At 61.2% G+C, this 25,140-nt stretch carries 23 protein-coding genes; 17 read left to right on the top strand and 6 right to left on the bottom strand.

What is annotated here, in order from left to right; translation table 11 throughout:
• Nucleotides 1-23 precede the first annotated feature (23 nt).
• The 3 genes from Q9316_RS24495 to Q9316_RS24505 all read left to right on the top strand — a co-directional run bounded on the left by Q9316_RS24495 (nt 24) and on the right by Q9316_RS24505 (nt 4,621).
• Nucleotides 24-1,154 carry an efflux RND transporter periplasmic adaptor subunit gene (locus tag Q9316_RS24495; RefSeq protein WP_371878054.1) on the top strand — a complete coding sequence of 377 codons (1,131 nt, stop codon included), beginning with the start codon at nt 24-26 and terminating at the stop codon, nt 1,152-1,154.
• Nucleotides 1,151-4,222, top strand: a complete 3,072-nt coding sequence (locus Q9316_RS24500; RefSeq protein WP_306035896.1) for an efflux RND transporter permease subunit — start codon at nt 1,151-1,153, stop codon at nt 4,220-4,222. Before Q9316_RS24495 ends, Q9316_RS24500 begins: the two co-directional genes overlap by 4 nt.
• 102 nt (nt 4,223-4,324) lie before the next feature.
• Nucleotides 4,325-4,621 (top strand): hypothetical protein, encoded by a 297-nt coding sequence (locus Q9316_RS24505; RefSeq protein ID WP_306035897.1) that lies wholly within the window; start codon nt 4,325-4,327, stop codon nt 4,619-4,621.
• 362 nt (nt 4,622-4,983) lie between these two features.
• Here Q9316_RS24505 and istB read toward each other — a convergent pair whose 3' ends face one another.
• The 6 genes from istB to Q9316_RS24535 all read right to left on the bottom strand — a co-directional run bounded on the left by istB (nt 4,984) and on the right by Q9316_RS24535 (nt 11,363).
• A complete protein-coding gene (istB, locus tag Q9316_RS24510; protein WP_306031938.1) occupies nt 4,984-5,796 on the bottom strand; it encodes an IS21-like element helper ATPase IstB in 813 nt (270 codons plus the stop codon).
• Complete coding sequence (istA, locus tag Q9316_RS24515) at nt 5,786-7,312, bottom strand: IS21 family transposase (RefSeq protein WP_306036359.1); 1,527 nt, start codon at nt 7,310-7,312, stop codon at nt 5,786-5,788. The genes istB and istA overlap by 11 nt, the downstream gene beginning before the upstream one ends.
• 106 nt (nt 7,313-7,418) lie before the next feature.
• Complete coding sequence (locus Q9316_RS24520) at nt 7,419-8,420, bottom strand: RHE_PE00001 family protein (protein ID WP_306035898.1); 1,002 nt, start codon at nt 8,418-8,420, stop codon at nt 7,419-7,421.
• 260 nt (nt 8,421-8,680) lie between these two features.
• Nucleotides 8,681-9,592 (bottom strand): nucleotidyltransferase and HEPN domain-containing protein, encoded by a 912-nt coding sequence (locus Q9316_RS24525; RefSeq protein WP_371878056.1) that lies wholly within the window; start codon nt 9,590-9,592, stop codon nt 8,681-8,683.
• Nucleotides 9,593-10,150: 558 nt separating this feature from the next.
• Nucleotides 10,151-10,738, bottom strand: a complete 588-nt coding sequence (locus Q9316_RS24530) for a thermonuclease family protein (RefSeq protein ID WP_306035899.1) — start codon at nt 10,736-10,738, stop codon at nt 10,151-10,153.
• Between the two features lies 1 nt (nt 10,739).
• Nucleotides 10,740-11,363, bottom strand: coding sequence for a hypothetical protein (locus tag Q9316_RS24535; protein WP_306035900.1), 624 nt, complete (start codon nt 11,361-11,363; stop codon nt 10,740-10,742).
• An 83-nt stretch (nt 11,364-11,446) separates the two neighbouring features.
• On the opposite strand from Q9316_RS24535, the gene Q9316_RS24540 reads away from it, so the two are divergent.
• From Q9316_RS24540 to Q9316_RS24605, 14 genes are all read left to right on the top strand, one after another.
• Nucleotides 11,447-12,007, top strand: a complete 561-nt coding sequence (locus Q9316_RS24540) for a lytic transglycosylase domain-containing protein (protein WP_306035901.1) — start codon at nt 11,447-11,449, stop codon at nt 12,005-12,007.
• Between the two features lie 45 nt (nt 12,008-12,052).
• Nucleotides 12,053-12,376, top strand: coding sequence for a TrbC/VirB2 family protein (locus Q9316_RS24545; RefSeq protein ID WP_306035902.1), 324 nt, complete (start codon nt 12,053-12,055; stop codon nt 12,374-12,376).
• A gap of 1 nt (nt 12,377) precedes the next feature.
• Entirely contained in the window at nt 12,378-12,668 is a 291-nt protein-coding gene (locus Q9316_RS24550) for a type IV secretion system protein VirB3 (RefSeq protein ID WP_306035903.1), read from the top strand.
• Nucleotides 12,665-15,076 (top strand): VirB4 family type IV secretion/conjugal transfer ATPase, encoded by a 2,412-nt coding sequence (locus Q9316_RS24555; protein ID WP_306035904.1) that lies wholly within the window; start codon nt 12,665-12,667, stop codon nt 15,074-15,076. The genes Q9316_RS24550 and Q9316_RS24555 overlap by 4 nt, the downstream gene beginning before the upstream one ends.
• Entirely contained in the window at nt 15,069-16,232 is a 1,164-nt protein-coding gene (locus tag Q9316_RS24560; RefSeq protein ID WP_306035905.1) for a transglycosylase SLT domain-containing protein, read from the top strand. The genes Q9316_RS24555 and Q9316_RS24560 overlap by 8 nt, the downstream gene beginning before the upstream one ends.
• An 8-nt stretch (nt 16,233-16,240) precedes the next feature.
• Nucleotides 16,241-16,957, top strand: a complete 717-nt coding sequence (locus Q9316_RS24565; protein WP_306035906.1) for a type IV secretion system protein — start codon at nt 16,241-16,243, stop codon at nt 16,955-16,957.
• Between the two features lie 183 nt (nt 16,958-17,140).
• On the top strand, nt 17,141-18,160 hold the full coding sequence (locus tag Q9316_RS24570; RefSeq protein ID WP_306035907.1) for a type IV secretion system protein: 1,020 nt from the start codon (nt 17,141-17,143) through the stop codon (nt 18,158-18,160).
• A gap of 54 nt (nt 18,161-18,214) precedes the next feature.
• Nucleotides 18,215-18,448 carry a hypothetical protein gene (locus Q9316_RS24575; RefSeq protein WP_306035908.1) on the top strand — a complete coding sequence of 78 codons (234 nt, stop codon included), beginning with the start codon at nt 18,215-18,217 and terminating at the stop codon, nt 18,446-18,448.
• An 11-nt stretch (nt 18,449-18,459) separates the two neighbouring features.
• Nucleotides 18,460-18,834: a hypothetical protein gene (locus tag Q9316_RS24580; protein WP_306035909.1), complete on the top strand. Its 375-nt coding sequence runs from the start codon at nt 18,460-18,462 to the stop codon at nt 18,832-18,834.
• 156 nt (nt 18,835-18,990) lie between these two features.
• Entirely contained in the window at nt 18,991-19,725 is a 735-nt protein-coding gene (locus Q9316_RS24585) for a virB8 family protein (protein WP_306035910.1), read from the top strand.
• Nucleotides 19,725-20,507, top strand: a complete 783-nt coding sequence (locus Q9316_RS24590) for a TrbG/VirB9 family P-type conjugative transfer protein (RefSeq protein ID WP_306035911.1) — start codon at nt 19,725-19,727, stop codon at nt 20,505-20,507. Before Q9316_RS24585 ends, Q9316_RS24590 begins: the two co-directional genes overlap by 1 nt.
• Entirely contained in the window at nt 20,504-21,889 is a 1,386-nt protein-coding gene (gene virB10 / locus Q9316_RS24595) for a type IV secretion system protein VirB10 (RefSeq protein WP_306035912.1), read from the top strand. The genes Q9316_RS24590 and virB10 overlap by 4 nt, the downstream gene beginning before the upstream one ends.
• A complete protein-coding gene (virB11, locus tag Q9316_RS24600; RefSeq protein ID WP_306035913.1) occupies nt 21,886-22,884 on the top strand; it encodes a P-type DNA transfer ATPase VirB11 in 999 nt (332 codons plus the stop codon). Before virB10 ends, virB11 begins: the two co-directional genes overlap by 4 nt.
• The gene (locus Q9316_RS24605) at nt 22,881-24,995 is read left to right on the top strand and encodes a type IV secretory system conjugative DNA transfer family protein (protein ID WP_306035914.1); all 2,115 of its coding nucleotides are present in this window, start codon (nt 22,881-22,883) and stop codon (nt 24,993-24,995) included. Before virB11 ends, Q9316_RS24605 begins: the two co-directional genes overlap by 4 nt.
• Nucleotides 24,996-25,140 lie beyond the last annotated feature (145 nt).

Raw genomic sequence — 25,140 nt, forward strand, 5'->3', positions numbered from 1 at the left:
GCCTCTGCAAAGGGAATGAACTGATGCGCAGATACTCATGTGCTTTGGCGACGATGACGATCGCCTGCATTGCTGGTCTGGCCCTTGCCCCGCCTGTGTGGGCGCAGGAGGACACGCAAGCAACGGCCGGTGCGGCCGCACTCACCGTGACCGTGACCAAACCGCAGATCTCCAGGTGGCCGGTGCTCATTCCCGCAAGCGGCCGCCTTGCTGCGTGGCATGAAGCCGTAATCGCCGCTGAAGTCAGCGGATTGCGGATCATCGACGTCAAGGCCGATGTCGGGACGGCAGTGAAAAAGGGCGATTTGCTGGTGCAGTTTGCAGCTGAAACCGCTCAGGCGGAACTCGAGCAACAGCAGGCAAGTGTCGAGCAGGCTGAGGCCGATCTCGAAGAGGCGACCGCAAATGCCAACCGTGCCCGCGGGCTAGCGGGCTCCGGGGCAATATCCAGCCAGAAAACGACGGAATATCTGATTGCGGAACGAAAGGCCAAAGCGGCCCTCGCCTCGTCACAGGCCGCACTGGTCTCGGCGCAGCTCACCCTCGGCCGCACGAAGGTCTATGCAAACGACGACGGCGTGATCTCGGAACGTTCCGCGTCGCTTGGCAAGGTGGTGACGGCAGGCGACGAGCTGTTCAAACTGATCCGCCAGAACCGGATCGAATGGCAGGCAGAACTGCCGGTTAAGCGACTGAGAGAAATCAAGGAGGGCACAAGAGCGGTCATTCCAACGCCGCTAGGCGAAGTGCGTGGTGAGGTAAGGTTGGTATCGCCGACGACATCGACCACCAACGGTCGGGCGATCGTTTATGTCGCCCTGAAGCCGACCGAAGGAATACCGCAGCCCAAGACCGGCATTCTCGTCAGCGGCAATTTTGAGTTTGACCCGACAGACGCGCTGACGGTCCCAGCGACCGCAGTCACCATGAGGGACGGATTTTCGTACGTCTTCCTCCTCAATGCGAAAGACCAGCCGACAGTGACGCGCAAGCGGGTTGAGACCGGCCGCCGGCAAGACAATCGTGTCGAGATCCTGTCCGGGCTCGATAAGGCCGAGGTCGTGGTGGTTTCGGGCGGCGCATTCCTGGCGGACGGTTCGGTGGTGCGGGTCGTCGATGGCGCCGAGGCAGCCGCTTCGGAGGCGGCGAAATGAATTTCTCTTCCTGGTCGATCCGCAATCCCGTTCCGCCGATCCTTTTGTTCGTCCTGATGACGGCCTGTGGCCTGTGGGCATTCAACCGCCTCAATATCCAGAATTTTCCGGATATGGATCTTCCGACGATTGAGATCAGTGCATCGCTCGACGGGGCGGCAGCTTCTCAGCTTGAGACCGAGGTGGCGCGCAAGATCGAGGACAAGCTGACAGGCCTTTCGCAGCTTGATTCTGTGACGACGACGATCACCGACGGCTCCGTCAGCATCTCCGTTGCCTTCGAGATCGGCAAGGATACGCAGGACGCCTTGGACGAGGTGAAAAGCGCCGTCGACCAGGCAAAGGAAGACCTGCCGGAAGAGATGAATGCACCAACGGTTTCCAAGCAGTCGTTGAACTCCTCACCGCTGATTACCTATGTAGTGCGATCCGACCGGCTAGATGATGCGGAACTATCCTGGTTCATAGACAACGACCTGTCCCGGGCTCTCATGGCGGTGGATGGTGTCGGCGAGGTCGGGCGGCTCGGCGGCATTGATCGAGAGGTTCGGGTTGAGCTCAACCCCAATCTGCTCGACGGCCTCGGATTGACCGCAAACGACATCAACTCACAGCTTGAGGCCGTACAATCAGATCTGTCGGGCGGCAAGGGGCGCATCGGTGGTGAAAGCCAGAGCGTCCGAACCCTGGCTGCCGCCCACAGCGCAGAAGAGGTCAGCGCAACCCCAATACCGCTTCCGACAGGAAGCTGGGTTCGCCTCGACGAACTCGGCACGGTGACAGATTCACACAGCGACCTCAGCTCGTTGGCCTATATCAACGGCAAGCCGGTGATCGCCGCGCAGATCAAGCGCTCCAAGGGTTATTCGGACGTCGCCGTTACCGACAATATCCGCGATGCAATGAAGACATTTGCCGCCGCTAATCCGAGCGTGACGATCGAGGAAGCCTACAACACGATCGTCCCGATCGAAGAGAACTACGAATCGTCGATGCACATGATCTATGAGGGCGCGGTGATAGCGGTCTTCGTGGTCTGGCTATTCCTGCGCGACTGGCGGGCAACCCTTTTGGCCGCCATTGCCTTACCGTTGTCGATTATTCCGACATTTCTCGTAATGTACATGCTCGGCTATGCGTTGAACACGATCACGCTTTTGGCGCTGTCACTGGTGGTGGGAATTCTCGTCGATGATGCGATCGTTGAAGTGGAAAACATCGAGCGACATCTCAACATGGGCAAGAACCCATTCGACGCTGCGATGGAGGCGGCAGACGAAATCGGTCTGGCGGTGATCGCCACCACTTTCACATTGGTCGCCGTGTTTCTGCCGACAGCATTCATGGGAGGCATTCCCGGCATCATTTTCAAGCAGTTTGGTATCACAGCCTCAGTCGCCGTTCTCGCCTCTTTGCTGGTCGCGCGCCTGGTGACCCCCATGATGGCGGCCTACCTGATGAAGGCGAGTGGAAAAACCCATGAAGAGGACGGCCGCTTGATGCGGCGTTACCTTTGGGCCGTCAAGGGCGCGCTTCGCCGCCGCTGGATACCGGTGTTGGGAACAGTCGCATTCCTGGCTTTTTCGGTTCTGCTTTTGAGCAATCTGTCGACCGGGTTCTTTCCCGCATCCGATGACAGCCAGACCAAGGTATCAATCACGACCCCGCCGAGCTCAACGATCGAGGCCACTGATGAAGCCGCGCAAAAGGCCGCCACCATTATCGCCAGCGTCGACCATGTCACATCTGTTTTCCAGGCCACGGGCACTGCGTCCACCGGTGGCCCGAATAGTACTTCGACCTCCAGCACCAACAGTGCCACGATCATCGTCAATCTTGCGCCGCTCGATGAGCGCGATGTAAAGCAGTCGCAGATCGAGGCGGACTTGCGTAAAGCGCTAGAAGCGCTGCCAGGTGTCCGTATCGAGATCGGTTCAGGCGGCAATGGCACGCAGCTCACGCTGACATTGGCGGGCGACGATTCCACGCTCCTGGAACAAGCAGCGACGCGGCTCGAGGCCGACTTGCGCACGCTGCCCGGTATTGGCAACGTCACGTCGTCGGCGGCAATGCAGTCGCCCGAAATCACCATCACGCCCGATCTGGCGGAGGCTGCGTCTTTGGGTGTGACCTCCAAGGCGATCGCCGAGGCTATCCGGGTTGCGACGGCAGGCGCTTACGATTCGGCACTGTCAAAGCTCAACTTGCCTGAGCGTCAGGTCGCCATAAGGGTCATGCTCGACACCGCCAGCCGACAGTCGCTCGAGGCCATCTCGCTCATCCCGGTCGAGGGCAGAAACGGCAATGTGGCACTGGGCGCCATCGCCGACATATCAATGGGGTCCAGCCCCAGCCAGATTGACCGGCTCGACCGCTCGCGCAACGTCTCGCTGACCGTCGAACTGAACGGCAGGAACCTTTCGGAGGTGACGAACGAGGCGGCCCAATTGCCGAGCTACAAAAATCTGCCGCAGGGCGTGAAATTCGTCGAGCAGGGCGAACTCAAGCGCCAGAGCGAACTGTTCAGCAGTTTCGGAACGGCAATGGCAATCGGCATCTTCTGCGTCTACGCGGTACTTGTGCTGCTCTTCCATGACTTCCTTCAGCCGATCACCATTCTGATGGCCTTGCCTTTGGCACTTGGCGGGGCGATGCTGCCGCTGGTCCTAACCGGTACCAGCTTTTCGATGCCCGCGGTTATCGGCCTGCTGCTCCTGATGGGTATCGTCTCGAAAAATTCAATCCTGCTGGTCGAATACGCAATCGAAGCACGCCGCGCTGGGATGTCGCGTTATGATGCGCTCGTCGATGCCTGCCACAAGCGCGCACGGCCCATCGTCATGACGACCATTGCCATGGGCGGGGGCATGTTGCCGGCAGCGCTAAGCCTCGTGTCGGGTGACTCAAGTTTCCGGCAGCCTATGGGCATCGTGGTGATCGGCGGCCTCATCACCTCGACCTTCCTTAGCCTCTTGGTCATCCCCGTCGTCTTCACCTTCCTCGATGACGTTCTGGTTTGGCTCAGGGCGCGGTTCCATCGGCCACACAAGGCCCCCTCGTCCAATTAGCATGGGCGCTTGCAACAGCGGCCATGCACCCAGCAGATGTCAGCTTTACACTCGGACGGCGGCGCTTCTACCGGACGTCCCGCAAAATACCAGGAGTTCACAATGAAAAAAATCATCATCTTCCTTACCACCATCATGACCGTTGTTGGCGGGATAACAACAGCAAACTCACAATCCGCCAGATCAGAATCCCCGACACAGCACGCAACCCAGTTGGTCCAGAAGAAGAAGCCCGGGCGACACATTCTGAACGGCCACCAGGGCGTAAAGGAACGGCGCAAGGGATACCGCCGTCACAGCGACGGTTACTGGTATCCGCCCGGGGCATTCGCGGACAAGTCACGAGGGAAGGACAACTTGCGGGACCGCAAAAGCTTGTCCAAGCGCGACCTGCGCTAAGGCGGTCACCCAAGCTGGACGCGCCAGCCATAGTTGTATAACCTAAACCAAACGGTCTCCGGTAAAGCCCGGGCGGTTCACTAGCTGATCCCGGCGGCGGCGCGTCTAGTCCGCCGATGATTTCTACCACGGTTGAAGACGTAACCTTCGAATTGCGACAAAAGGTGCTTTGACGAATGGTGAGTAGAGCCGGGGATGAGATAACGGCGGACTCGCGTCCGCTTAAGATGAGATTGCAGAGCGAGCCGCGAAGACAGAAGGTAGCGGTCATCCTGAAGCTGGCGGGCGTGGCCTGCATCGGTCTCGGTGTTGATTGCCACTGAGAACTGACCCGGCATTTCCACCGAGAATTGACCCGTTTATTAGATGTCGTTCGGGTCGATGGTTGCGGTCAAGCTCTTCCTTTTCTCCTTCGTCATTTTGGGCTCATGAGCCGAACTATTCTTGAAGCGGAAGCTGTCGTTTCCGGTTTCGAGGATGTGGCAATGGTGGGTCAAGCGGTCGAGCAGCGCGGTGGTCATCTTGGCATCGCCGAAGACGCTGGCCCATTCGCTGAAGCTCAGGTTGGTCGTGATGATGACGCTCGTGTGCTCGTAGAGCTTGCTTAACAGATGGAAGAGCAGCGCCCCGCCTGAAGCGCTGAACGGCAGGTAACCGAGTTCGTCGAGGATGACGAGATCGGAGTGTGCCAGGCGGTTGGCGATCTGGCCGGAACGCCCTTGTGCCTTTTCTTGCTCGAGCGCGTTGACCAGCTCCACGGTCGAGAAGAACCGAACCCGCTTGTGATGATGCTCGATAGCCTGGACACCGATCGCTGTGGCGATATGCGTCTTGCCCGTGCCGGGACCGCCGACGAGGACGATGTTGTTGGCGTCGCCGAGGAAGTCGCAGCGATGAAGCTGACGCACCAGCGCCTCGTTGACCTCGCTGCTGGCGAAGTCGAAGCCGTTCAGGTCACGATAGGCTGGAAAGCGTGCCGTCTTGAGCTGGTAGGCGGTCGATCGCACTTCACGTTCCGCCGTCTCGGCCTTGAGAAGCTGCGACAGGATCGGGATGGCGGCCTCAAACGCTGGCGATCCCTGTTCGGTGAGTTCGCCGACGGCCTGGGCCATGCCGTGCATCTTCAGTTGCCGCAACATGATGACGACAGCGCCACTTGCTGGATTATGACGCATGGCGAACCTCCGTCTTTCTGAGCGCATCGTAGCGTTCGACATTGGCCTTCGGCTCGTTGGTGAGCGTCAGGGCCTGAGGCGCGTCGATGGTCGGTGGTGTGAAGGATTTGCCGTCGACGAGGCGATGCAGCAGGTTCAGCACGTGCGTCTTCGTGGGGACGCCGGACTTCAGCGCCATGTCGACCGCCGATAGCACGGCCTGTTCGTCGTGCTGGAGAACAAGGGCCAGGATATCGACCATCTCGCGGTCACCACCCGGCTTCTTCAGGAGGTACTGCTGCAAGGCTCGGAACGCATCGGGCAGTTCGGCAAAGGGTGCACCATTGCGAAGAGCGCCCGGCTTGCGTTGCACCACCGCCAGATAATGCCGCCAGTCGTAGATGGTCTGTCCCGGTCGGTCATGAGAGCGATCGATGACCCGGCGATGCTCGCAGACGATCTGGCCCTCCGCGGCGACAACGACACGATCCGGATAGACCCGCAGGCTCACCGGCCGATTGGCGAAGGAGGCAGGAACGCTGTAGCGATTGCGCTCCAGATGAACGAGGCAGGTCGGCGTGACGCGCTTGGTATACTCGACGAAGCCATCGAACGGCCGGGAGACAGGCATCAATGCCAAAGCCTCCTCAGCCCAGATGTCGGCGATGGTGCCGCGCATCTGTCCGTGCGGGGTATTCGCCCACAATTCCTTGCAGCGCTGCTCCAGCCAGACGTTCAACGCTTCCAGCGACGGAAAGCGCGGCGTGGGCTGCCAGAGACGATGACGGGCATCCTGAACGTTCTTCTCGACCTGTCCTTTCTCCCAACCGGACGCCGGATTGCAGAACTCGGGTTCGAACACATAGTGACTGGCCATCGCCATGAAGCGCACGTTGACGTCGCGATCCTTCCCGCGACCAACCTTGTCGATCGCCGTGCGCATATTGTCGTAGATGCCACGGCCAGGAATGCCGCCAAAGACGCGGAAGGCATGGTTGTGGGCATCGAACAGCATCTCGTGCGTCTGGAGGAGATAGGCTCTCACGATGAAGGCGCGGCTGTAGCTCAGCTTCGTATGCGCGACCTGCAGCTTGGTGCGCTCATTGCCGATGATGGCCCAGTCCTCCGACCAATCGAATTGGAACGCTTCGCCCGGTTCGAAGGCCAGAGGCACGAACGTGCCGCGTCCTGTGGTCTGAAGTTCCCTCTGCCTGTCCGCCTTCCACTCTCGGGCAAAGGCTGCAACCCGATTATAAGAGCCCTCATAACCGAGGCCGACCAGATCGGCATGCAGTTGCTTGATCGTCCGCTTCTGCTTGCGGCCCTTCTTCGATTCCGTCTTCATCCATGCCGACAGCCGATCTGCAAACGGATCGAGCTTGCTCGGTCGCTCCGGCACCTTAAACTTCGGCTCCCCGCCATCAAGGCGCAGGTATTTGCGGACCGTGTTCCGCGAAAGGCCAGTCCGGCGACATATCTCTCGGATCGATAGATGCTCTCGAAGATGCCAGCGCCGGATCACGCTCAGTAACGCCATGTCGATCACTCCACAGCCCCCGCTTAAAACTCGCGAGGGACGGTTGAAACATGGGTCAATTCTCAATGGAAATATCGGGCTATGCCGGGTCAGTTCTCAGTGGCAATCAACACTCGAGCAGCTCCGGCAGTTTTGAAGACGTTCGCCTTCCCGACAATTTACGTTCCATCATGGTTCGGGCCAATGCCAGCCGGTCATGCTCTTTCATCCCGAACTCGGCGGCCACGATCAGGCCGTGGGCGATGGCGAGCAACCGGGTTTCCCGGTGACGATGACGGCGTCGATCGACGGGGATGGTTTTCAGGCCGAGATTGATCGCCGCCAAGTGGGCTCCGGTGGCGCCGGCCTGGCGCAGGATCGAGGCAGCCAGCAGTCGGCCGAGCCAGGGCGCATGCTGCAACACCGCAATCTCGTTCCAAGCATCGAGGGCGACAATCGCCTGGAGCACCGCCGGCAAGTCCTGCGCCTGTCGCAAAACACCCCGCCATTCCTCCAGCCGCGCGTCCTCATCCCAGTCGAGATCGTAGATCATCGGGTCTTTTTCTGCGCCCCGACCACTGGTGGTGCGGCCGGGCCGCGTGGCGTTCTTAATCGCCGCCTCCGATCGGGCGAGTACCGCATCGATGGCGGCATAGTCGACGCCGGGAAGATTTTCGCCACAGTATGCATCGTCCCCCTCCCCTATCGGCTCGACACCGACAGGCTGCTTGGCGCCGGCCGCCTCCGCCGCGTCAGCGTCGGCCGGCATGATCTCCGAGGTCTGCCGCAGCGTCCGAAGCCCGTCGGTGGAAAAAGCCCAGCTGGGCTGTTGGGTGGCGATGCGCCGGCGTGTGCGCAGCACGTCGCGGGCGATTGTCAACTCATGGGTGGGTGTGCGAATATCTCTGATATCGTCGTGGAGCACGAGGTCTTCGAGGTGAACAAGTTCACCGTCGATCCACAGCGAGGCGCAGGCATCGCCAAAGTGCATGCGTTCGATCCACCCCGGCCCGACCGGCGAACGGGCGATGCGCTCGTCGAGACGCGCCAGCACGATGCCCGCTTCAAAAGCGGGGCCAATCAGAGTCGATATTGGCAACTTTCCGAAATCGTAAGTCATTGAAATCATGGTAAATGATTTCTTACAGGAACTCTATCTGAAAGTTAGAGTTCCTCACTGCGTATGGATAGTAGTTGTGCCTCTTACTTCCGATAAGTAATCCTTATCGGAAGTGAAGTAGAGCTCCGGAGAAATGCATCACCCCATTGGACTTTTTGTGCGACGAGTACTTTAAATTCTACTCCCAGTAACCCCTAAAGGAATGGACGCTGTAGAATAGAGAACGTACGACTATAATCCGGCTGCGATGAAGGTGGGCCTCCGCAGATTTAGCTCGCTTCCCGCTTGAGAGCGCTCAAATGGTCGAGGCAGGCATCTTTCACCAGTTCAAGCAGGAGACTGGCGCGCTCTCCAAGCCACGCAAGCGCCTCAGCGCTGATTTGGAAGTGCTTTGAATATCGAGCCTTCACATAGGCTTCGCCCAATATATTGAACCAAGCTCGCTCGCGATGCTGATCGCGGGGAAATGCGTCAGTCAGCCGGCGATCTTGTTCTTCGGCCAATGAGCGGAGGAATTTGACGTTGTGCGATGGTGGCGCATAGTTCGTCAGCGTTAACAATACGCACGAATAAGCTTGTTCAAGCGCTTGATGCAATTCGAAGGCAGCGACACGAAGATTCCCGTTGGCCGCGTAGAAGCGGCTTCCTTTCATAAAGGTCTCGGCGAGTTCGAACCTATCGTCAAAGTACTCCTTCGCAATCCGCAATCTATCCGCCGGCGAAAGGACGCCAGGCTCCGCCAACGGCTCATCGTCGAGTTCATAGAGAACGACGCCGTCCTTGCGAATTTCGGAAAAGAAGTACCTCCCCTCCTTCAGAGAAGAATTCACCTCGCGTCTGGAATGAACAATAAATTTGACAGGTGTATCGATCAGAGGATCTCGGTTCAGCCTATCCTCGGCCTTGTGCCAGAACGCCGCGAAATCGCAGAGCTTTCGGTGGTTGACGATGACCAGCAGATCGAAATCCGACCGGTAGCCCTTCATCGTGAACGGCTCGTCGACCCAGCCGCCCTTCGCGTAAGAGCCGAACAGGATAATCTTGAGAATGCGCCCGCGCTTCTTGAAGTCTGCCGTCCCTTCCTTCAGCGCATCCTCGAACTCCTCGTGCAGGATTTCGAGAACACGCGCCAGTTCCCGCTGCTTGCGGGGCGGGATATGATCGAGAGAGGTCTTCATCATGGACAGGGCGGTTATTCCGAAGGGCAATAGTAATGGCAGAGAAGTCTAAGTCGTTGGAGATTCTACATGAAGCGTCGGAAACGGCAACCGGACGGCCATCGCCAAATTCTCGTCGCCGACGAACTGGAGCTTCCAGTTCTGCAATTCAAAAGTGATTTGGAGCCGCATTCTGCACGTTTCGCGGCCCGCTCGCCCTCCAACTGCGTCTTCCGCGCTTCCCCGGGCATGCCTGTGTCTCCGAGCTTCATAAAAGTTTAAAGTATAGTTTCCTCTTTCGACGCGTTCCGCGCTTGGAATGTGCACAGGCCGCAATCTATCCTTCCCGCAACGGTTGTCCATAGAACCTGCCTACGGCCGCTGAAGCTGGGCGTTATACGGCAGCCGAGGAAGCGCCGAAGCATTCCACTAGCCAAGGCGCAGGAGACAGATCGAGGAGGGGTCATGACGATCCAAACCGCATCCGAGCTCGTGATGGCACTTGCCGATCAAGTGACGCAAAAGAACAGGTGTCTTGGGGATCTGGCTGACCAAACTGGCCTCCCTCTGGAGCGTCTGAAGCTACTCCACAGCGGCGCCTGGGAGACGCTGACCGTGATGGAGATCGCCGCCATCCTCGAAGCCCTCGAACTCGACCTCAGGGACCTCTGACTGTTCCCCGCGGAGCAGGAGCGCGCTTGGATGGACAAACTGTCCCGCCCAAAGACCAGTGCCATCCTCTTTCGCCACGCCCTCGGCAACGGCGTAGGCCGGCAGCACCGCCGCGCCAGACGGCAGGACCGCGGCAAAGGCGAACCCGGAGGAAATCAATGCGGTGCCAACATCGACGGCCGCGCCGCCCACCTGGGCCGCGCAGACGACGAAGGTGGCCCCGTCCTTTGCCGCTCCGACCGGCTGGCACGCAATCGTGTTCGTGGAAAACAGCGCCGCCAATGCGCCGATGGAGCGCAGCCCGCAATCGCCATCCTCGCCGCCAGGCAGCCTGTACCGCGTGTCCCGGAGGCACGCCTGCACGCCGAACAGCCTGAATTTCGCGCCCTCATGGGTCCAGGTGTCACCCGTCTCGAACTGGACGGCGGCCGGAAAGGACACCGCCCCTCCGTCCGCGGCCGCCGGCCAAGAAGATAACAGCATGAGGAGCATCGACATCTCAATCCGCATTCTGGAACCCCATCGATCGCGACAGGGCCTGCGAGGCCTCCAGGTCCGGGCGCCGGGAACGGCCATCCGGCGTTCGAGCAATCGTCGCGAGGCCCAGGAACACCATGCTGTCGTCATCGTAGACCGTCCGAAGCGGCTCCCCCTCGCCGCCGACCAGCAGGAAACAGGAGGCCGGCAGGGCCTGATCACGATCTTCATCGAGAACGAGGGTCTTGCAGAGAACAACGCTGGCACGCCGGTTGTAGATGGAGCCGGCATAGTCTTGCGCCGCGTCAGCGCATCGCCACACCTGCATGCGGTTATAGACTACGGAATCCGCGGGACACGGGCTCAAGCCGCGCAGCCTTATCCGCCAGCCCGCGAGCCCGCGCTCGATCGGGCCATCGATGATCGCATCTCTGGTGAGCCTTTCCACCGTGCGCGCGGCCAGATTTCCGTCGGCGTCAAAGCGTTCGAGAACGAATATCTTGGCGCCTTCGGCAGCGAACTGGCGCAGATACCGCGGCGGCGGCTCCGCATAGGGATCTTCCCCCTCCGCCGCAGACGCGGTGATCATCAGCCCGAGAAGCAGCGTGACGGTCGCTTTAATTACAGGTTGTACTCTCATGGTCATTCAGCCGTTTCCCTTGTTGACACGAACTTACCCGGCGAATAAATTATAGTTTATTCGCATCAAGCATCAACCGGGAATACGCTTTGAAAACGCACCTCTCCGCAGCCCTCGTTCTTCTCTCGGCCACGACCGCGAATGCCTGCGCCCCTGTCGAGGCCGACCGCGTTTCCGAAATGATCGAAGCCATTGCGAAAGAAGAGGAGTTGGACCCGGCTCTGGCGCTCGCCGTGGCAGAGGTCGAGAGCGCTGGCGGCAAGCAGCAGGTCTCCGAGGCCGGCGCCGTCGGCATCATGCAGCTGATGCCGGAAACCGCTTCGGACTATGGCGTTGCCGATCGCTGCGACCCGGAATCCAACATTCGCGCCGGTGTCCGTTACATCAAGAAGCTCTACGCCGAGTTCGACGATCCGCTGCTGATGCTCGCCGCCTACAATGCCGGTCCCGCGCGCGTCTATGAGAAGGGCGGCATCCCGGAGTTCAACGAAACCACCCTTTACATCGCAAAGGTCATGAACCGCTGGTCGCTGAACGCCAAGGCGGCGGCAGCTGCGGAAAAGCGCGGCAGAAACCGCCTCGCCCGCGAGGACGCGGTCGCCCTCGCCTCCTCACCCTGGCGTGACCAGCACGTCTGGACCGCCGAGTAGCGCCACCCTCCCCCCTCTCCTTGCTCCAAACTGAAGGACATACGCATGAGCATCTCCCCCGTCCCGTCGCGCGCCCGCGGAAAGCTGATCCTCTCACTGGTTGTGCTTTCGACCTCCGTCGCGCTTGTTCCGGAGCTCGCCTATGCGCAGTCGGCCGCCCCCGTCGAGGGCATTCTCGAATGGTTCGTCGGCGTCCTCCAAGGCAGCGTCGCGCGCTCGCTCGCCATCATCGCCGTCTGCTTCCTCGGCTTCCTGTTCCTGACCGGGCGCATGGCCTGGCAGGGCGCGATCTCCATCGTGATCGGCATCGCGATGATCTTCGGCGCGGCGGAACTGGTCGATGCCATGAAGGCCGCAGGGGGTGTCTGACATGCGCGACGATGCGCCGGATGTCGAACCGCTCATCCAGCCGCTAACCCGGCCGCCGATGTATTTCGGGGTCGACATCATGGTGTTCGTGGTGAACGGCATCTTCGGGATCGTCGTCTTCATCGCATCCTCGAACTTCCTCGCGCCGCTGGTCGTCCTGCCCATCCATTTCGTCGGGCTCTACCTTTGCCAGCGGGACATCCACATCGTCCGCGTCGCGCAGGTGAGCCTGTCCATGCGGCGGGCGGTCCGCAACAGACGCTTCTGGAAAGCCGTGAGTTACGCCCCATGAGCATCGTCAATCACGACCTGAAGTTCGGCCGGGAGCGTGGGCGGGACCTGCGGATCGGCACCCACGTCCCCTACCTCCGGCATGTCGACGAGGAGACCATCGTCACCAAGGCGGGCCTGCTGCTGCAGGTGATCCGGCTGTCGGGTCTGCCCTACCAGACGATGGATCAGGCGGAGATCAATGCCCGTCTGGCTAACCGCAACATGACGGTCCGTTCGCTGGGATCATCGCGCTTCGCGCTCTATGCGACGATCATCCGCCGCCAGATCGTGCCTGACATCGAAGGCGACTTCGATAACCCCTTCGCCGCGGAGTTGAATGCCCGCTACATGGCCGGGCTGAAGCACAGGACGATGTTCGTCAACGAGCTGTATCTCACCGTCATCCGGCGGCCGATGACCGGCCGGGCGGGCAAGGTCGATCGGATCTTCGACGCCTTCCGCAAGGCCGATGCCGGTGCCGAAGCGCGGGATGAGGCCCTGCGGGACCTCAATGACATGGTCGCGGGTATCGTCGGCGATTTCCGATCCTATCGGCCTGAGGTGCTCTCCTGCGTTACGCGCGACGGAGGGTTCTATTCGGAACCGGCCGAGTTCTTCGCCAAGGTCCTCGCCGCCGGCGACCCGCGCGCGATGCCCCTGCCCCGCATGTCGCTCGCCGACTATGTCGGCACCGGCCGGATCCTGTTCGGCCGCAAGGCGGCGGAAATCTGGTCGGCGGACGGCGCGCGTTCGAAGGTCGCAGCCATGGTCTCGATCAAAGAATACCCTCCCATGACGACGCCCGGCCAACTCGACGGGCTGCTGCGCCTTCCCTACGAGTTCATTCTCACGCACTCCTTCGCCCCCGAGGATCGCACGACGGTGACGGAGGCGATCGCGACGATCAGCCGGCAGATCAGCAACTCCGACGATGGCGGGACCGCCGTGGAAGACGATATCGAGACGGCGCGCGACCGGCTGGCCTCGGGCGAGGTCGTGTTCGGCAAGCACCATATGACGGTGGCCGTGCTCGAGCGCGATCTGTCCCGCCTCAACCGCGCCGTTGCGGATGTGACAGCGGAACTCGCGCGCATGGGCATCGTCGCCGTTCGCGAAGACCTCAATCAGGAAGCGGCCTGGTGGGCGCAGCTGCCGGCGAACTTCGCCTATATCGCGCGCCAGGGGCTGATTTCGTCCGTCAACTTCGCCGGGCTGTTCTCCGCGCACAACTTTCCGTCCGGGCAAACGCACAAGGTCCATTGGGGGCTGCCGATCTCGCTCCTGGAGACCACCAGCCAGACGGCGTATTTCTTTAATTTCCACGAGGCCGACGTCGGCAATTTCACGGTGATCGGCCCGACCGGCTCGGGCAAGACGGTGGCGCTTTCGTTCCTCCTGGCGCAGGGCATGCGCGTGGAGCCGCGGCCGCGCTGCGTCTTCATCGACAAGGACCGCGGCGGCGAGATCTTCGTGCGCGCCATGGGCGGGCGATACGAACGGTTGTCGCCGGGCGAGCCGACGGGCTTTGCGCCGCTGCAGCTTGACGATACGCCGTCCAACCGCAGTTTCGGCAAGACGCTGGTCTCCTACCTCCTCACCCCGTCAGACCGGGTGCTCAATGTCGAGGAGATGGCCGTCATCTCCGATGCCGTCGACAGCATCTACACGGATTTCGAACGCCCGCAGCGCCGCCTCGACATGCTGGCCGAGGCCCTGCGCGGGCGAATGCGATCCAGCATCGGCGACCTTGCCGACCGGCTGAAGGAATGGACGACCGGGGACAAGGGCTGGCTCTTCAACAATCCGACGGACAGGATTGATTTTGCCAGCGCGGTGATCGGCTTCGACATGACCGAGATCCTGTCGGACAAACGCACGCGCTCGGCAGCCCTTCTCTACATGTTCCATCGCATCCAGGAGATCCTTGATGGCCGGCCGTCGATGATCTTTCTCGATGAAGGCTGGCGGCTCCTCGACGACGATGTCTTCTCCTCCTTCATCAAGGATTGGCTCAAGACCATCCGCAAGATGAACGGCATCGTCGGCTTCGGCACGCAGTCGGCCGCTGACGTCGTGCGGTCGGACCTCCGTAACACGGTCATCGAACAGACGATGACCAACATCTTCTTCCCCAATGCCGCGGCGGACGAGGACAGCTACCGCAAAGCCTTTGGTCTTTCCGAGAAGGAGTTCCGTTTCGTCAAGCAGGCCGACAAGGCGAGCCGAACCTTCCTGATCAAGCATGCGCAGGACTCGGTCATTGCCCGCCTCGACCTCTCGGCAATGCCGGATCTCGTGAAGGTCCTGTCGGGGCGCCCCGAGACCGTACGCGAATGCCAGGCGCTACGGGAGGTGCACGGCGAAGACCCGGTCGCCTGGCTGCCCCATTTCTGCGGATGGGACATCACGGGGACCGGCAATGCGTAATCGAGTGAACCTCCTTCTCGCGGTCATGGTGGCAGCCGCCACGGCACCCGCAGCCTTGGCCGATATTCCCGTGAGCGACGACGACGTCCAGGAAAAGCGCGCGGAGGATGAAGCGCATTCCCGCAAGGATACGGAGGCTCAAGCCGACCGGCTTGAGGGGCAGACGGTCACGAACTGCAACATTTCCCGCAAAGAGAAGAACCGGCGCCTCTATCGCTCGCCCGCGCAGGCAGTGGAGGAGGATGCCAGGAACGTCGCGTTGATCCGGCACTATGCGCAAAAGCACAATGTGCCCGTGGGCCTTGCCCTTTCCGTAGCGCACGCGGAGTCCGGTATCTCCACGTGCTCTGGCTCGCCGACCGGCGTCAAGGGCGTGATGCAGCTGACCGAGCGGACCGGCAGGGGCATGGGCTTCGACCGTGATATCAACGAGGAGAATATCGAGGGCGGCGTCAAATATCTGGGGCTCGGGGTCAACAAGTGTGGCAGCACGGATTATGGCTGCCTTGCCTCGTGGTACAACGGCTCAACGCCCGACGAGCAGCGCAATTGGGCCGGTAAGGTCGGACGGAACCACGCCTGGTTCAATGCCTATGCCGGGGGCTCTGATATCAACGACATTCCCTCTCCGGCGTTCAAGTCCTATGTCGACTACGGCTCAGGCGCCACCCGCAGCTCCAACAGTGCGGCAGCCCGGGCCGTCGAGCACGGTGTTTCTGGGATCGATGCAGCGACGGCGCGCGCCCGGGACGCAGGGCGCCGTATCGATGCGCTCTCAGCCACCGTCGGCGCTTCGGATATCTATCAGGACGCCTGGGACGACAACACGCAGGCCCGCGCGCTCAATGCCGAACTGCTGACCAACCTGACCACCGCCCGAACACTCTTCAACGAGCTGCTGCAGGCGCGCCTGCAGATACAGGTTTCAAAGGCGTCGGAAACGGCCAAGGCCCTGAAGGCCGATACCAGGGCCAATCCCTACAGCTGCGATCCCGTCATCCTGACAGAGATGAAGGTGCCGCGCGAGGCGTGGCCGGACTGTGCCATCGGCGCGGGCGCTCAAGGCGAAACGTCGATCCTACCTTCCGGCACGTCGGACAGAACGATCGGCAACACGCTCCTTTCCATCCAGAACGCCGCCAACGCGGCCGAATAGGAGGCATCATGAACAGACTTCTCACGATCTTCACCGCCCTCGCCTTCGCATCGCCTGCGCTTGCCGACATTCCGGTGATCGACAAAACGAACCTCGCCGTTGCCAGGAAGAATGCCCAGAACACCGGTGAGATCATGAAGACGAACGCCGACATTCTGGCAAAGACGAAAGAGATCCTCGACGCGCTTTCCGGCAACCGAGATGGTTCCATGGGCATTTCCTCAGCGGGCCTCGGCGGCAACATGTCGATCTCCGCCGCACCGTCCTTCTCATCGATCATGAACGGCGGAACGCTCTCCTTCGGTGGCCTAAGCGCCGATGCCCAGAACATTGCCGCGACGCTGATCAACGGCCTTCAACTCGTCAAACAGGTCAAGGCGATCGTCGAGGGAGAGGATGCCGGGGCGATGAACAATGCGTTCTCCGGCGCGGTCAACACCGTCGCCCTGCTCTCCGCGCTGACCCAGCAGGCCTCGAAGGGGGTGTCGCAGCGAGAGCAATCGCTGCAATCGGCAACCGGCCAGATCGGTTCGGCAGAGGACGTCAAAGGCTCCGTCGATGCCAACACCCGGATGCAGCTGGAGACGGCGCGCACCATCAACGAGCTTGTCGGCGTCTCGAATGGCGCGGTCTCGGCGCTGAATACCGAGATGCAGATGCGGCTGACCCAGCAGTCGGAGACCGCCAAGATGTTGCAATACAAAGACGTCAATCCATTCAAGTGAGGCCGCATGCGACCTGTCATTGCCATCATGCTGTTCGGCCTCACAATGCTCTCCGCCTGCCAGGCGAAGGGAGAGAAGAAGGCCCCCTGCCCGCCGATATCAGGCTACGCAGAAACTGAGGACCTGTGCGGGCCAGCAATGCCGGTCAACGCCGTCTTCACGCCTGTTCTGAAGGGTTAGCGCATGGCGGCAACGACGATCATCTCCGACATCTTCTCCAAGCTCGATGCTATCGGCGAGACGTTCATCAAGAACGCCTATGACGGGCTCGCACTGCAGGTGAACGTCCTGTTCGGGTCGATGCTCACCCTCTACGTGATCTGGTGGGGCTATATGATCCTCACAGGCCGCGCCGGATTTTCCGTGCCGGAAGCAGCCTGGCGGCTCGGCCGCGCCTTCTTCATCTACTATATGGCGACCAACTGGGCGGCGTTTTCGGCCACGCTCTACAAACTGGTCCAGTCCGTGCCGAATGTGATCTCCGACACGATCATCGCATCGATCGCCGGCTCCGGCGGTGTCCTAAACGGCGGAACGGACGACACGACCGGCGTCGTGAAGATCCTCGACGCCGTCTTTGAAACCGCGGGCAAGGTCTACGAACAGGTTGCGACCGGCACCTTCGAATATGTCGGCGCGCTGATCGGCGCGGTCGTGTTCGTTGTTGCGATGATCTTCATTGCGGTGGCGGCGGCCGCGATCCTCGCCGCCAAGCTGATGCTGTTCATCACGCTGGCACTGGCCCCAGTGTTCATCATCCTGGCGCTTTATCGCTGGACCTTCCGCTTCACGGACGGCTGGCTGCTGCTGATGGTCAACCTGATGGTGACGCAGACGCTGATGATGGCGTTCCTCGCCTTCCTCTACCAGTTGATCGAGCTCGCCATCAACACCGCCAACAACACCGCGACGGAAAGCAAGCTCTCCTATGTCGCGCCCTTCGTCATCGTCTGCCTTCTGGGGATCGTGGTGTTCCGGTTCATTCCGGCTTTCGCGGCGGCAATCACGGGTAGCGCTGCGCCGGGCGACGGAACCGCGTCATTTCGCGGAGGCAGGGAGACAATTATCCGCTCCGCCAACCAGTTTTCGGCTCGTGCACGGATCATGAAGACCGGCTTCGCTCGTCGTCGGACGTCTCTTGATGTTGTGAAGGCCCGGGCGCGCGCTCTCCAGCGGGAAACTGAGAAGAACGGCCATCTTTGAGCGAGGTAGAGGCACGTGGGACTTATCACATCTGGCTTTTGCGAAGGAGTTTACATGCACCCTTGGGACGATCCACGTCGCTATCATGCAGCTCTGCACCAGCAGGCTCAGATCAACAAAGAGGCTGCAGAGCGCGATCGCCTCGCGGCCAAGAAAGGTGGCGGTTTCGGTTGCCTCGTGTTTCTCCTCGTCGTGCTCTTCTTCAAGCCCCTCGCCGAGTATTGCGTCGATCTCTACAAGACGCTGGCCGGGTACGCGCATAGCCTTGCAGCACTGCTCGGCTCTTAAACAGGAGGTTCATGATGATGAAGTCTGCTTCGGCAATCGCCGCCGTCCTAGCGCTGCTACCCACCTGGGCATGGGCGCAATCGCCCAGCTCGATCCTGCCTTTGGTCACCGGCGCCTATGCACCGGCCGAAGCCGGCTGCGAAGCGGCCGCTGCGGCGTTCATCTATATCGAAGACAATGGGATCGGCGCAAACAAGACCTCCGGAAAGGTGCTGTCCGTCAAACAGGACGGCGCCTCCTACGTTCTCGATGTCCTGTGGATCGAAGCTGGCGCCGATAAAACGGACGGTGACCGCGATACGGTCCGGATCGAAATAGAGACCGAGCGCTCCTTCTTCTTCTCGAACACGGCCTCGGAAAAGACGCTGATGCGCTGGTGCAGCTAAAACCGTAGCGGCTGCGCGCCAGCGGGCGGACGGCCCTCATTCAATTGATAATCGGCTCGGCAACGCACCGGATCAAGATGGTGGAAGCCGTCGCACGAGCCGCCTCATAAACTATAATTAACTCCGCCCCTCACCGGCGGGTTCTCGGACACGAAGATGAGCAGTGCAGAATTGACCGGCCAGACACATGAGACGCCCCCACATGATCTCACCGCCTACTGGAAAGCAGGTGCCTCGTGGGAGATCGAGCTCTACCGGAAGGAACGCCGCTCGCGGAACATCGCCTGGACCGTCGCGGCGATTGCCGGGGTCTCCACGATGCTCAGCCTCAGCGCCCTCAATCTCCTCGTGCCCCTGAAGCAGTTCGAAGCTGTGGTCGTCATTGCCGACAAGACGACGGGTTTCGTCGAGGTCGCTCGCTCCCTTGACGAAAGCAAACTCTCGGAAAACGACGCGATCAAGACCGCAAACATTGTCCGCTATATCCGGGCGCGAGAGACCTATGATCCCCGGGCGCTGAAGGACAATTACGATCTTGCCCAGCTCTACTCAACCGGCCAGGCCGCCTCCGATCTCCGCCAAGACTTCGACCCTTCGAACCCACGGTCCAAGGACAAGGTACTCGGACGCAACGCCCGCATCGCCGTCACCGTCAAGTCGGTCTCATTCCTCAATTCGTCCACGGCGACCGTCCGCTTTTCGACCGAGACACGGCGTGAGAACACCCTGCAGCGAGAGCATTGGGTCTCGGTGGTTCGCTTCCGCTACACGACAGCGCCCCTGAAAAACGAATATCGTTTCGACAATCCGCTTGGCTTCCAGGTGGTCGAGTACCGGCGCGACCAGGAAACGCTGCCCGAGGTCCTGCCGGCGGACAAGGCGGCGCGCTGATGCACAAGTCGCTCCCGTCCCTTGCGGCGCTCGCCGTGTTTGCCCTCGCCAGTGTGTCCGAGGCCGCCGATCCTCGTATCCGCTACATCACCTTCAACAACAACGCTGTCGTGACCGTGCCGGCGGGTCTCGGCGTATCGACGATGATCCAGTTGAGCAGCTCCGAGACGATCGAAACGATCTCAGCCGGCGATACTGCCAGTTGGTCAATCGTTCCAAAGAAGGGTTCCGGCATTCTTTTCGTGAAGCCGTTGCGGGAAAACGCCGAGACGAACGTCAACATCGTCACCAATCAGCGCGTCTACGCGCTGCTGTTGAAAGGCTCGGCCGCCGAGGATCTGCGCGCGGCGTTCCAGGTCCGCTTCAAGTATCCCGATGAGGACGTCAACGCCCGGCTGCTTGCCGCCGCGCAGGAGAGCGTCAGAGATCCGCTCCTCAAGGATATAGATCCGAGCCGCCTGAACTACGACTACGTCTTCCGCGGCGATTCCAGTCTGAAGCCGCGCGTCGCCTTCGACGACGGCACGCAGATGTATCTGGAGTTCCCGAACGAGATCCCGGCCATCTTCGTGGTCGACGGCAAGCGCCAGGAATCCCTCGTGAACCTGCGCACGCAAGGCAGGTACGTCGTCATCGACAAGGTCGCCGCACAGTTCACGCTGCGCGCCGGCGACAGGTGGCTTTGCCTCTATAACCGTCAGGCGAACCGTCAGGCCTTCGATCTCATCGAGGACGCCTATGGGCCGAAGCGCCTCGGCGGGAAGCAGGAGCGCCAGAGATGAACAGGATCGACTTCGATCACCTCGACGGACAGAGCAGCGTCGCAAGCGAACGCGAGGGGCGTCTCGGCAAGCTCGCCCTTCCTCTCCTCCTTGCCGTCGGCGCGGGCGTGCTGGCCTATGTGAACTGGCCGAGCGCGCCACAGACGTCGGCTCTGAGCGATGGCCCGGAGACCTTCGAAACCTCGAATGCCAGCATCCACAATTTCCCCGAGGAGCCGGTGAAGCAGGCGGCCGACCCGAACCTGGTGCAGATCCCGATGAAAGAGGAGAAGAAGGTCGACGCCGACACCGTCAACCAGGGCGACGATCTGGAAAAGCTGCGCCAGCTCGAGGAGGCGCGCCGGCGAGCAGAGGAAGAGCGGCGTCGCGCCGAAGAAGAGGCGCGGCTCGCCGAACTGGAGGCAAAGCGTCGCGAGGAAGAGGAAAAGGCACGGTGGGAACGACTTCGCTCGGAGCAGATCATCGTCGACGGCAACAGCCGCGAAAGCCTGGCCGGCGGGGAGCAATCAATGGCGATCGCCGAAGATGGTCAGCTTGTCGCGGTCCCCGGCGCTGAAAGCGATGCGAACAAAGCGTTCCTGGCGCAATCGGAAAAGCAGGCGGCCGGCATCGTCAAGGCGACGCGTTTCGATCGAACGGACGCGCTTGTGGGCCAGGGCACGATGATCCGAGGGTTTCTGGAAACCGCCATCAACACCGACCTTCCCGGCATGGTCCGCGCCGTCGTGCGCGAGGACGTTCGCTCGCTCGATGGCACACGCATTCTAGTTCCCAAGGGATCCCGCCTGATCGGGGAATACAAGTCCGGGATGGCGCGGGGCCAGAAGCGCATCTTTGTCGTCTGGTCGCGGGTCATCCGGTCCGACGGCCTTTCTGTCGAGATCGCCTCGCCAGGCGCAGACCGTCTTGGCCGCGCGGGGCTTACCGGAAAGATCGACACGCATTTCTGGGAGCGTTTCGGCTCCGCGATCATGCTCTCGGTGATCGGCGGCGCCGCGGAGTTCGTCTCCGCGCTGGGCGAGACGGCGACGGAGGCTGCTCGAACCGTCTCCACAGTTGATCCGATCACCGGCGCGGTCACGACGGTCACGACCGAACCGAGCCGCACCGCGAGCGAGGCGCGTTCGATTGCAGCGGAAAAATCGTCTGGCGTTCTCCAGGAGGTCGCCAATGAGGCCTTCAAGGACAGCGCCAAGATCCCGCCGACCATCCATGTCGCCCAGGGCGAGGCCGTCATCGTCTATCTGCGGCGCGATCTGGATTTCTCGGATTTCTATGCCGATCCAGTGCGAGAAGAGATGACGCGGCTACGACGTGGCGGAGCGATCCGGCGCAGCGTCGATCCGACCCCCTATTATCCGATTGCACCGGTCGACAAATGAGCCCGTTCCCGTTTCTCGCCAAAGCGCTGGAGCGGCTGCGGCCCTACCTCTCGGATGAGCGGGTTTCGGAGATTTCCATCAACCGCCCTGGCGAACTCTTCGTCGAGCGGCTTGGCGTGAGCGAAATGGAGCGGATCGTCGACGGCCGGATTACCGCCGAGTGGATACGGACCTTGAGCGAACGCGTGGCCGGCTCCACGGACCAGGTCGTCAACGATGAACATCCCATCCTGTCGGCGTCTCTGCCGACAGGAGAGCGCTTTCAATGCATCCTGCCTCCGGCAGCGCCCGAAGGCGGTGCGATCTCCATCCGCAAGCAGGTCATCCACGACATCGGACTGGAGGTCTATAGGGAGCGCGGCGCCTTCGAGCACACGCGGATCGGGCGGCGCCTCGCACTCTCGGCTGTCGAAGAAGAGCTCGCCGCCATGATGCAGGCCGGCGCCGACGCCATGGAATTTCTCCGCACAGCGTTGCGCTCGCGCGTTTCGATCGTCGTGTCCGGCGGCACGTCGACGGGCAAGACCACCTTTCTCAATGCTCTGCTGAAGGACGTGCCGGAAGGCGAGCGCATCGTGACCATCGAGGACACCCGCGAATTGAAGCCAACCACCCCGAACTCGGTGGCGCTGCTTGCCTCGAGAGGTGGCCAGGGCCGCGCCAAGGTGACGGCGCAGGAACTGCTGGAAGCCTCCCTGCGCATGCGCCCGGACCGGGTGATGCTGGGCGAGCTTCGCGGCACCGAAGCGTTCTCCTTCCTTCAGGCAATCAACACCGGCCATCCCGGCTCCCTGACCACGGTCCACGCCAATTCGGCACGCGCGGCGTATGAACGCCTGGCGCTCATGGTCATGCAGAGCGGCATTGCGCTGGAGAAGCGGGACATCATCGACTATCTGAAGGAGGTCATCCCCGTGGTCGTGCAGCTTGCGCGCCTCCCGGACGGACGCCGGGTCGTTTCAGAGATCGTTTTTACGAAGGCAGACAGGCTTTGAACCCGGCAATCCTCCTGTTAGGACTGGTTCTCGCCGCAGCCATCTCCGCGTTTGCGGCCTCTCTAGTCTACGCCGGCCTCGCCTATGCCTTGGACAGCTCGACCGCGATGCTTCAGGCGTTGCAGGAGGACATGCTTGCATCTTATCGGGCCGCACAACTCGATCTCGCCGCTGGAAAATGGCATCGGCCTACCATCGCGGCAGCGGCCGGCCTGATCATCGGCGCGTCGGTGCTCGTTGCCGCTTTAGCCGGAAAGAGGAAGTCGACGGATGCGCGGTTCCTTAAACCCTTCGAGGCTCAAGCCCTGGGCCTGACGCGGGCCGGCGGGGTTTTCGTCGGGCGGATCGGCGGCAGCCTGATCAAGGTCCCGGGCCGATTCACCGAACGTGGTTCCGCGCGGCGGCGGCGCACCAGGCCTCTGCTGCTCGGCGGAAAAAAGCTATGGGTCGATGGCGACGACGTCGGCGGCTTCGTCATCGGCCCTCCCCGATCAGGCAAGGGCGCCGCGTTGATCATCCCCAACTGCCTGCTCTGGCCGGACAGCATCGTCGTGCTCGACATGCGCGGGGAAACCTATGAGGCGACGGCCGGCTATCGGTCGAAGTTCTCCCGCGTTCTGCGGTTCTCGCCGGCGGACGAAAAGGGCGAGACGGAATGCTATAATCCGCTCGACTTCGTCGCCATCGATTCAGACCAGCGCGACATCGACATCAACGCAATCGCGTCTGCGCTTCTGCCCACGCCGAAGGGGGATACCTACTGGGTGTCCGATGCGCGGGCGCTGCTCGCGGGCGTCATATCCTGGGTTCTGGAAAACCCTGACATTCCCGACGACGACAAGAACCTTAGAACGGTTCTCCTCATCACCGAGGGCGCTGATAGGCCGCTGCGGTCCTGGTTGGAGGAGGCCACCGACCCTGCGCTGCGCCCAAGATGGGTCAGCTCATTCACCTATACCACCCTCGCCCGCTTCGCGGTCATGGCCAGCAAGCAGTTCGATGGCGTCTACGGCTCGCTCGCGGCGGCGGTGCGCCCCTTCAAGAACAATCGGATCCTGCGCGCAACGGCGCGATCGACCTTCGACATTCGCACGATGCGAAGGGAAAACATGACCTTGTACCTGGATTTCCGCATCCAGCAAATCGGCTCGATCGGCCCGATCTTCAACGTGCTGATGGTCCAGTTTATGGATTACATGTCGCGCACCATGATGCGACAGGGCGATCGACGGGTGCTGGTTCTGCTTGATGAATTTCAGAACCTCGGCAAGCTGGAAAACGCCCTCACCGCCGCAAGCGTTCTTGGCGGCTACGGCGTGCCCTGCTGGTTCTTCGTGCAGTCGCTTCGGGCGGTAGACAACGTCTATACTCGCGAGGGCCGGCAGACGCTCGTCAACTCCGCCCGCGTTCAGATCTTTCTCGGTGCCCAGGATCCGGAGGACCAGCGCTATGTTTCGCAATTGCTTGGCGAGCGAAAGGACGTGACGATTGACAAGGCCGTGTCGACGGGCGCGACCCTCTTTGACCGGAAGGGCGCGACAATGTCTCACAAATCGGCGATGCGGCCCCTGATGCGTCCGGATGAGCTTGGGACGATGAACGAGACCCGATGCATCATCAAGATCAGGAATCAGCAACCGATCTTTGGGGTCCGAAATCTCTACTATGCCGATCGGCACCTTGCGAGCCGGGCTTGGCGTCGAGTTCGCAAAGTAGAGGATCCTTGTAGGTTTACGTGCCCGCCGAGGACAATGATCAACAATGTCGCGATCACGGAGCGGTCAATCTGCGATCAAGCTGTGCCAGCGGCAATCGTGCCTGGCGGCGCGTTCGCGGAGAGACGCGCGGCCTCGCAGACAGCCAACGTAACACTTGGCCCCGCTCGCAAGCGACATGCCGGGTTTGCGAAGGGGGAGCGAAGAGTTGACGACCCTCCTTCGAAAGTCGGTGCGACGGATTTCAGAGGAGCTATGGAACGAAGTGCCATCCGAAGGGGTGATGCGGAACGAATATTAGAGGCAGCCCTGTCACTGCTCGAAGAAACGACGAAGAATAAGCGTGAGGCCCGGAAAATACGGAAAGACATCGCAGCGGTTTTTACCGACGAGTGACCCTCGGAGCGTGTCATGAGCCGGCACATCATTTCCGGCTATGACCTCAGCGCTCCGGCAGATAATTCGTTACAGCGGACCAAATTCGGAGTCGTTCATATGGCCTTTACATTTAGGTCATATGGACTATCTTTAGAACGATAGG

It is taken from the genome of Shinella zoogloeoides, from assembly GCF_030733845.1.
GTDB lineage: Bacteria > Pseudomonadota > Alphaproteobacteria > Rhizobiales > Rhizobiaceae > Shinella > Shinella zoogloeoides_C.

What these genes read in the sequence shown, in the direction of transcription:
- Q9316_RS24565 (WP_306035906.1), top strand. Translation starts at nt 16,241, where the DNA reads ATGAACAGACTTCTCACGATCTTCACCGCCCTCGCCTTCGCATCGCCT.
- virB11 (WP_306035913.1), top strand. Translation starts at nt 21,886, where the DNA reads ATGAGCCCGTTCCCGTTTCTCGCCAAAGCGCTGGAGCGGCTGCGGCCC.
- istB (WP_306031938.1), bottom strand. Translation starts at nt 5,796, where the DNA reads ATGCGTCATAATCCAGCAAGTGGCGCTGTCGTCATCATGTTGCGGCAA.
- Q9316_RS24535 (WP_306035900.1), bottom strand. Translation starts at nt 11,363, where the DNA reads ATGACCATGAGAGTACAACCTGTAATTAAAGCGACCGTCACGCTGCTT.
- Q9316_RS24505 (WP_306035897.1), top strand. Translation starts at nt 4,325, where the DNA reads ATGAAAAAAATCATCATCTTCCTTACCACCATCATGACCGTTGTTGGC.
- Q9316_RS24580 (WP_306035909.1), top strand. Translation starts at nt 18,460, where the DNA reads ATGATGATGAAGTCTGCTTCGGCAATCGCCGCCGTCCTAGCGCTGCTA.
- Q9316_RS24495 (WP_371878054.1), top strand. Translation starts at nt 24, where the DNA reads ATGCGCAGATACTCATGTGCTTTGGCGACGATGACGATCGCCTGCATT.
- Q9316_RS24545 (WP_306035902.1), top strand. Translation starts at nt 12,053, where the DNA reads ATGAGCATCTCCCCCGTCCCGTCGCGCGCCCGCGGAAAGCTGATCCTC.
- Q9316_RS24520 (WP_306035898.1), bottom strand. Translation starts at nt 8,420, where the DNA reads ATGATTTCAATGACTTACGATTTCGGAAAGTTGCCAATATCGACTCTG.
- Q9316_RS24530 (WP_306035899.1), bottom strand. Translation starts at nt 10,738, where the DNA reads ATGTCGATGCTCCTCATGCTGTTATCTTCTTGGCCGGCGGCCGCGGAC.
- virB10 (WP_306035912.1), top strand. Translation starts at nt 20,504, where the DNA reads ATGAACAGGATCGACTTCGATCACCTCGACGGACAGAGCAGCGTCGCA.
- Q9316_RS24550 (WP_306035903.1), top strand. Translation starts at nt 12,378, where the DNA reads ATGCGCGACGATGCGCCGGATGTCGAACCGCTCATCCAGCCGCTAACC.
- Q9316_RS24585 (WP_306035910.1), top strand. Translation starts at nt 18,991, where the DNA reads ATGAGCAGTGCAGAATTGACCGGCCAGACACATGAGACGCCCCCACAT.
- Q9316_RS24555 (WP_306035904.1), top strand. Translation starts at nt 12,665, where the DNA reads ATGAGCATCGTCAATCACGACCTGAAGTTCGGCCGGGAGCGTGGGCGG.
- Q9316_RS24525 (WP_371878056.1), bottom strand. Translation starts at nt 9,592, where the DNA reads ATGATGAAGACCTCTCTCGATCATATCCCGCCCCGCAAGCAGCGGGAA.
- Q9316_RS24560 (WP_306035905.1), top strand. Translation starts at nt 15,069, where the DNA reads ATGCGTAATCGAGTGAACCTCCTTCTCGCGGTCATGGTGGCAGCCGCC.
- istA (WP_306036359.1), bottom strand. Translation starts at nt 7,312, where the DNA reads ATGGCGTTACTGAGCGTGATCCGGCGCTGGCATCTTCGAGAGCATCTA.
- Q9316_RS24500 (WP_306035896.1), top strand. Translation starts at nt 1,151, where the DNA reads ATGAATTTCTCTTCCTGGTCGATCCGCAATCCCGTTCCGCCGATCCTT.
- Q9316_RS24590 (WP_306035911.1), top strand. Translation starts at nt 19,725, where the DNA reads ATGCACAAGTCGCTCCCGTCCCTTGCGGCGCTCGCCGTGTTTGCCCTC.
- Q9316_RS24575 (WP_306035908.1), top strand. Translation starts at nt 18,215, where the DNA reads ATGCACCCTTGGGACGATCCACGTCGCTATCATGCAGCTCTGCACCAG.
- Q9316_RS24570 (WP_306035907.1), top strand. Translation starts at nt 17,141, where the DNA reads ATGGCGGCAACGACGATCATCTCCGACATCTTCTCCAAGCTCGATGCT.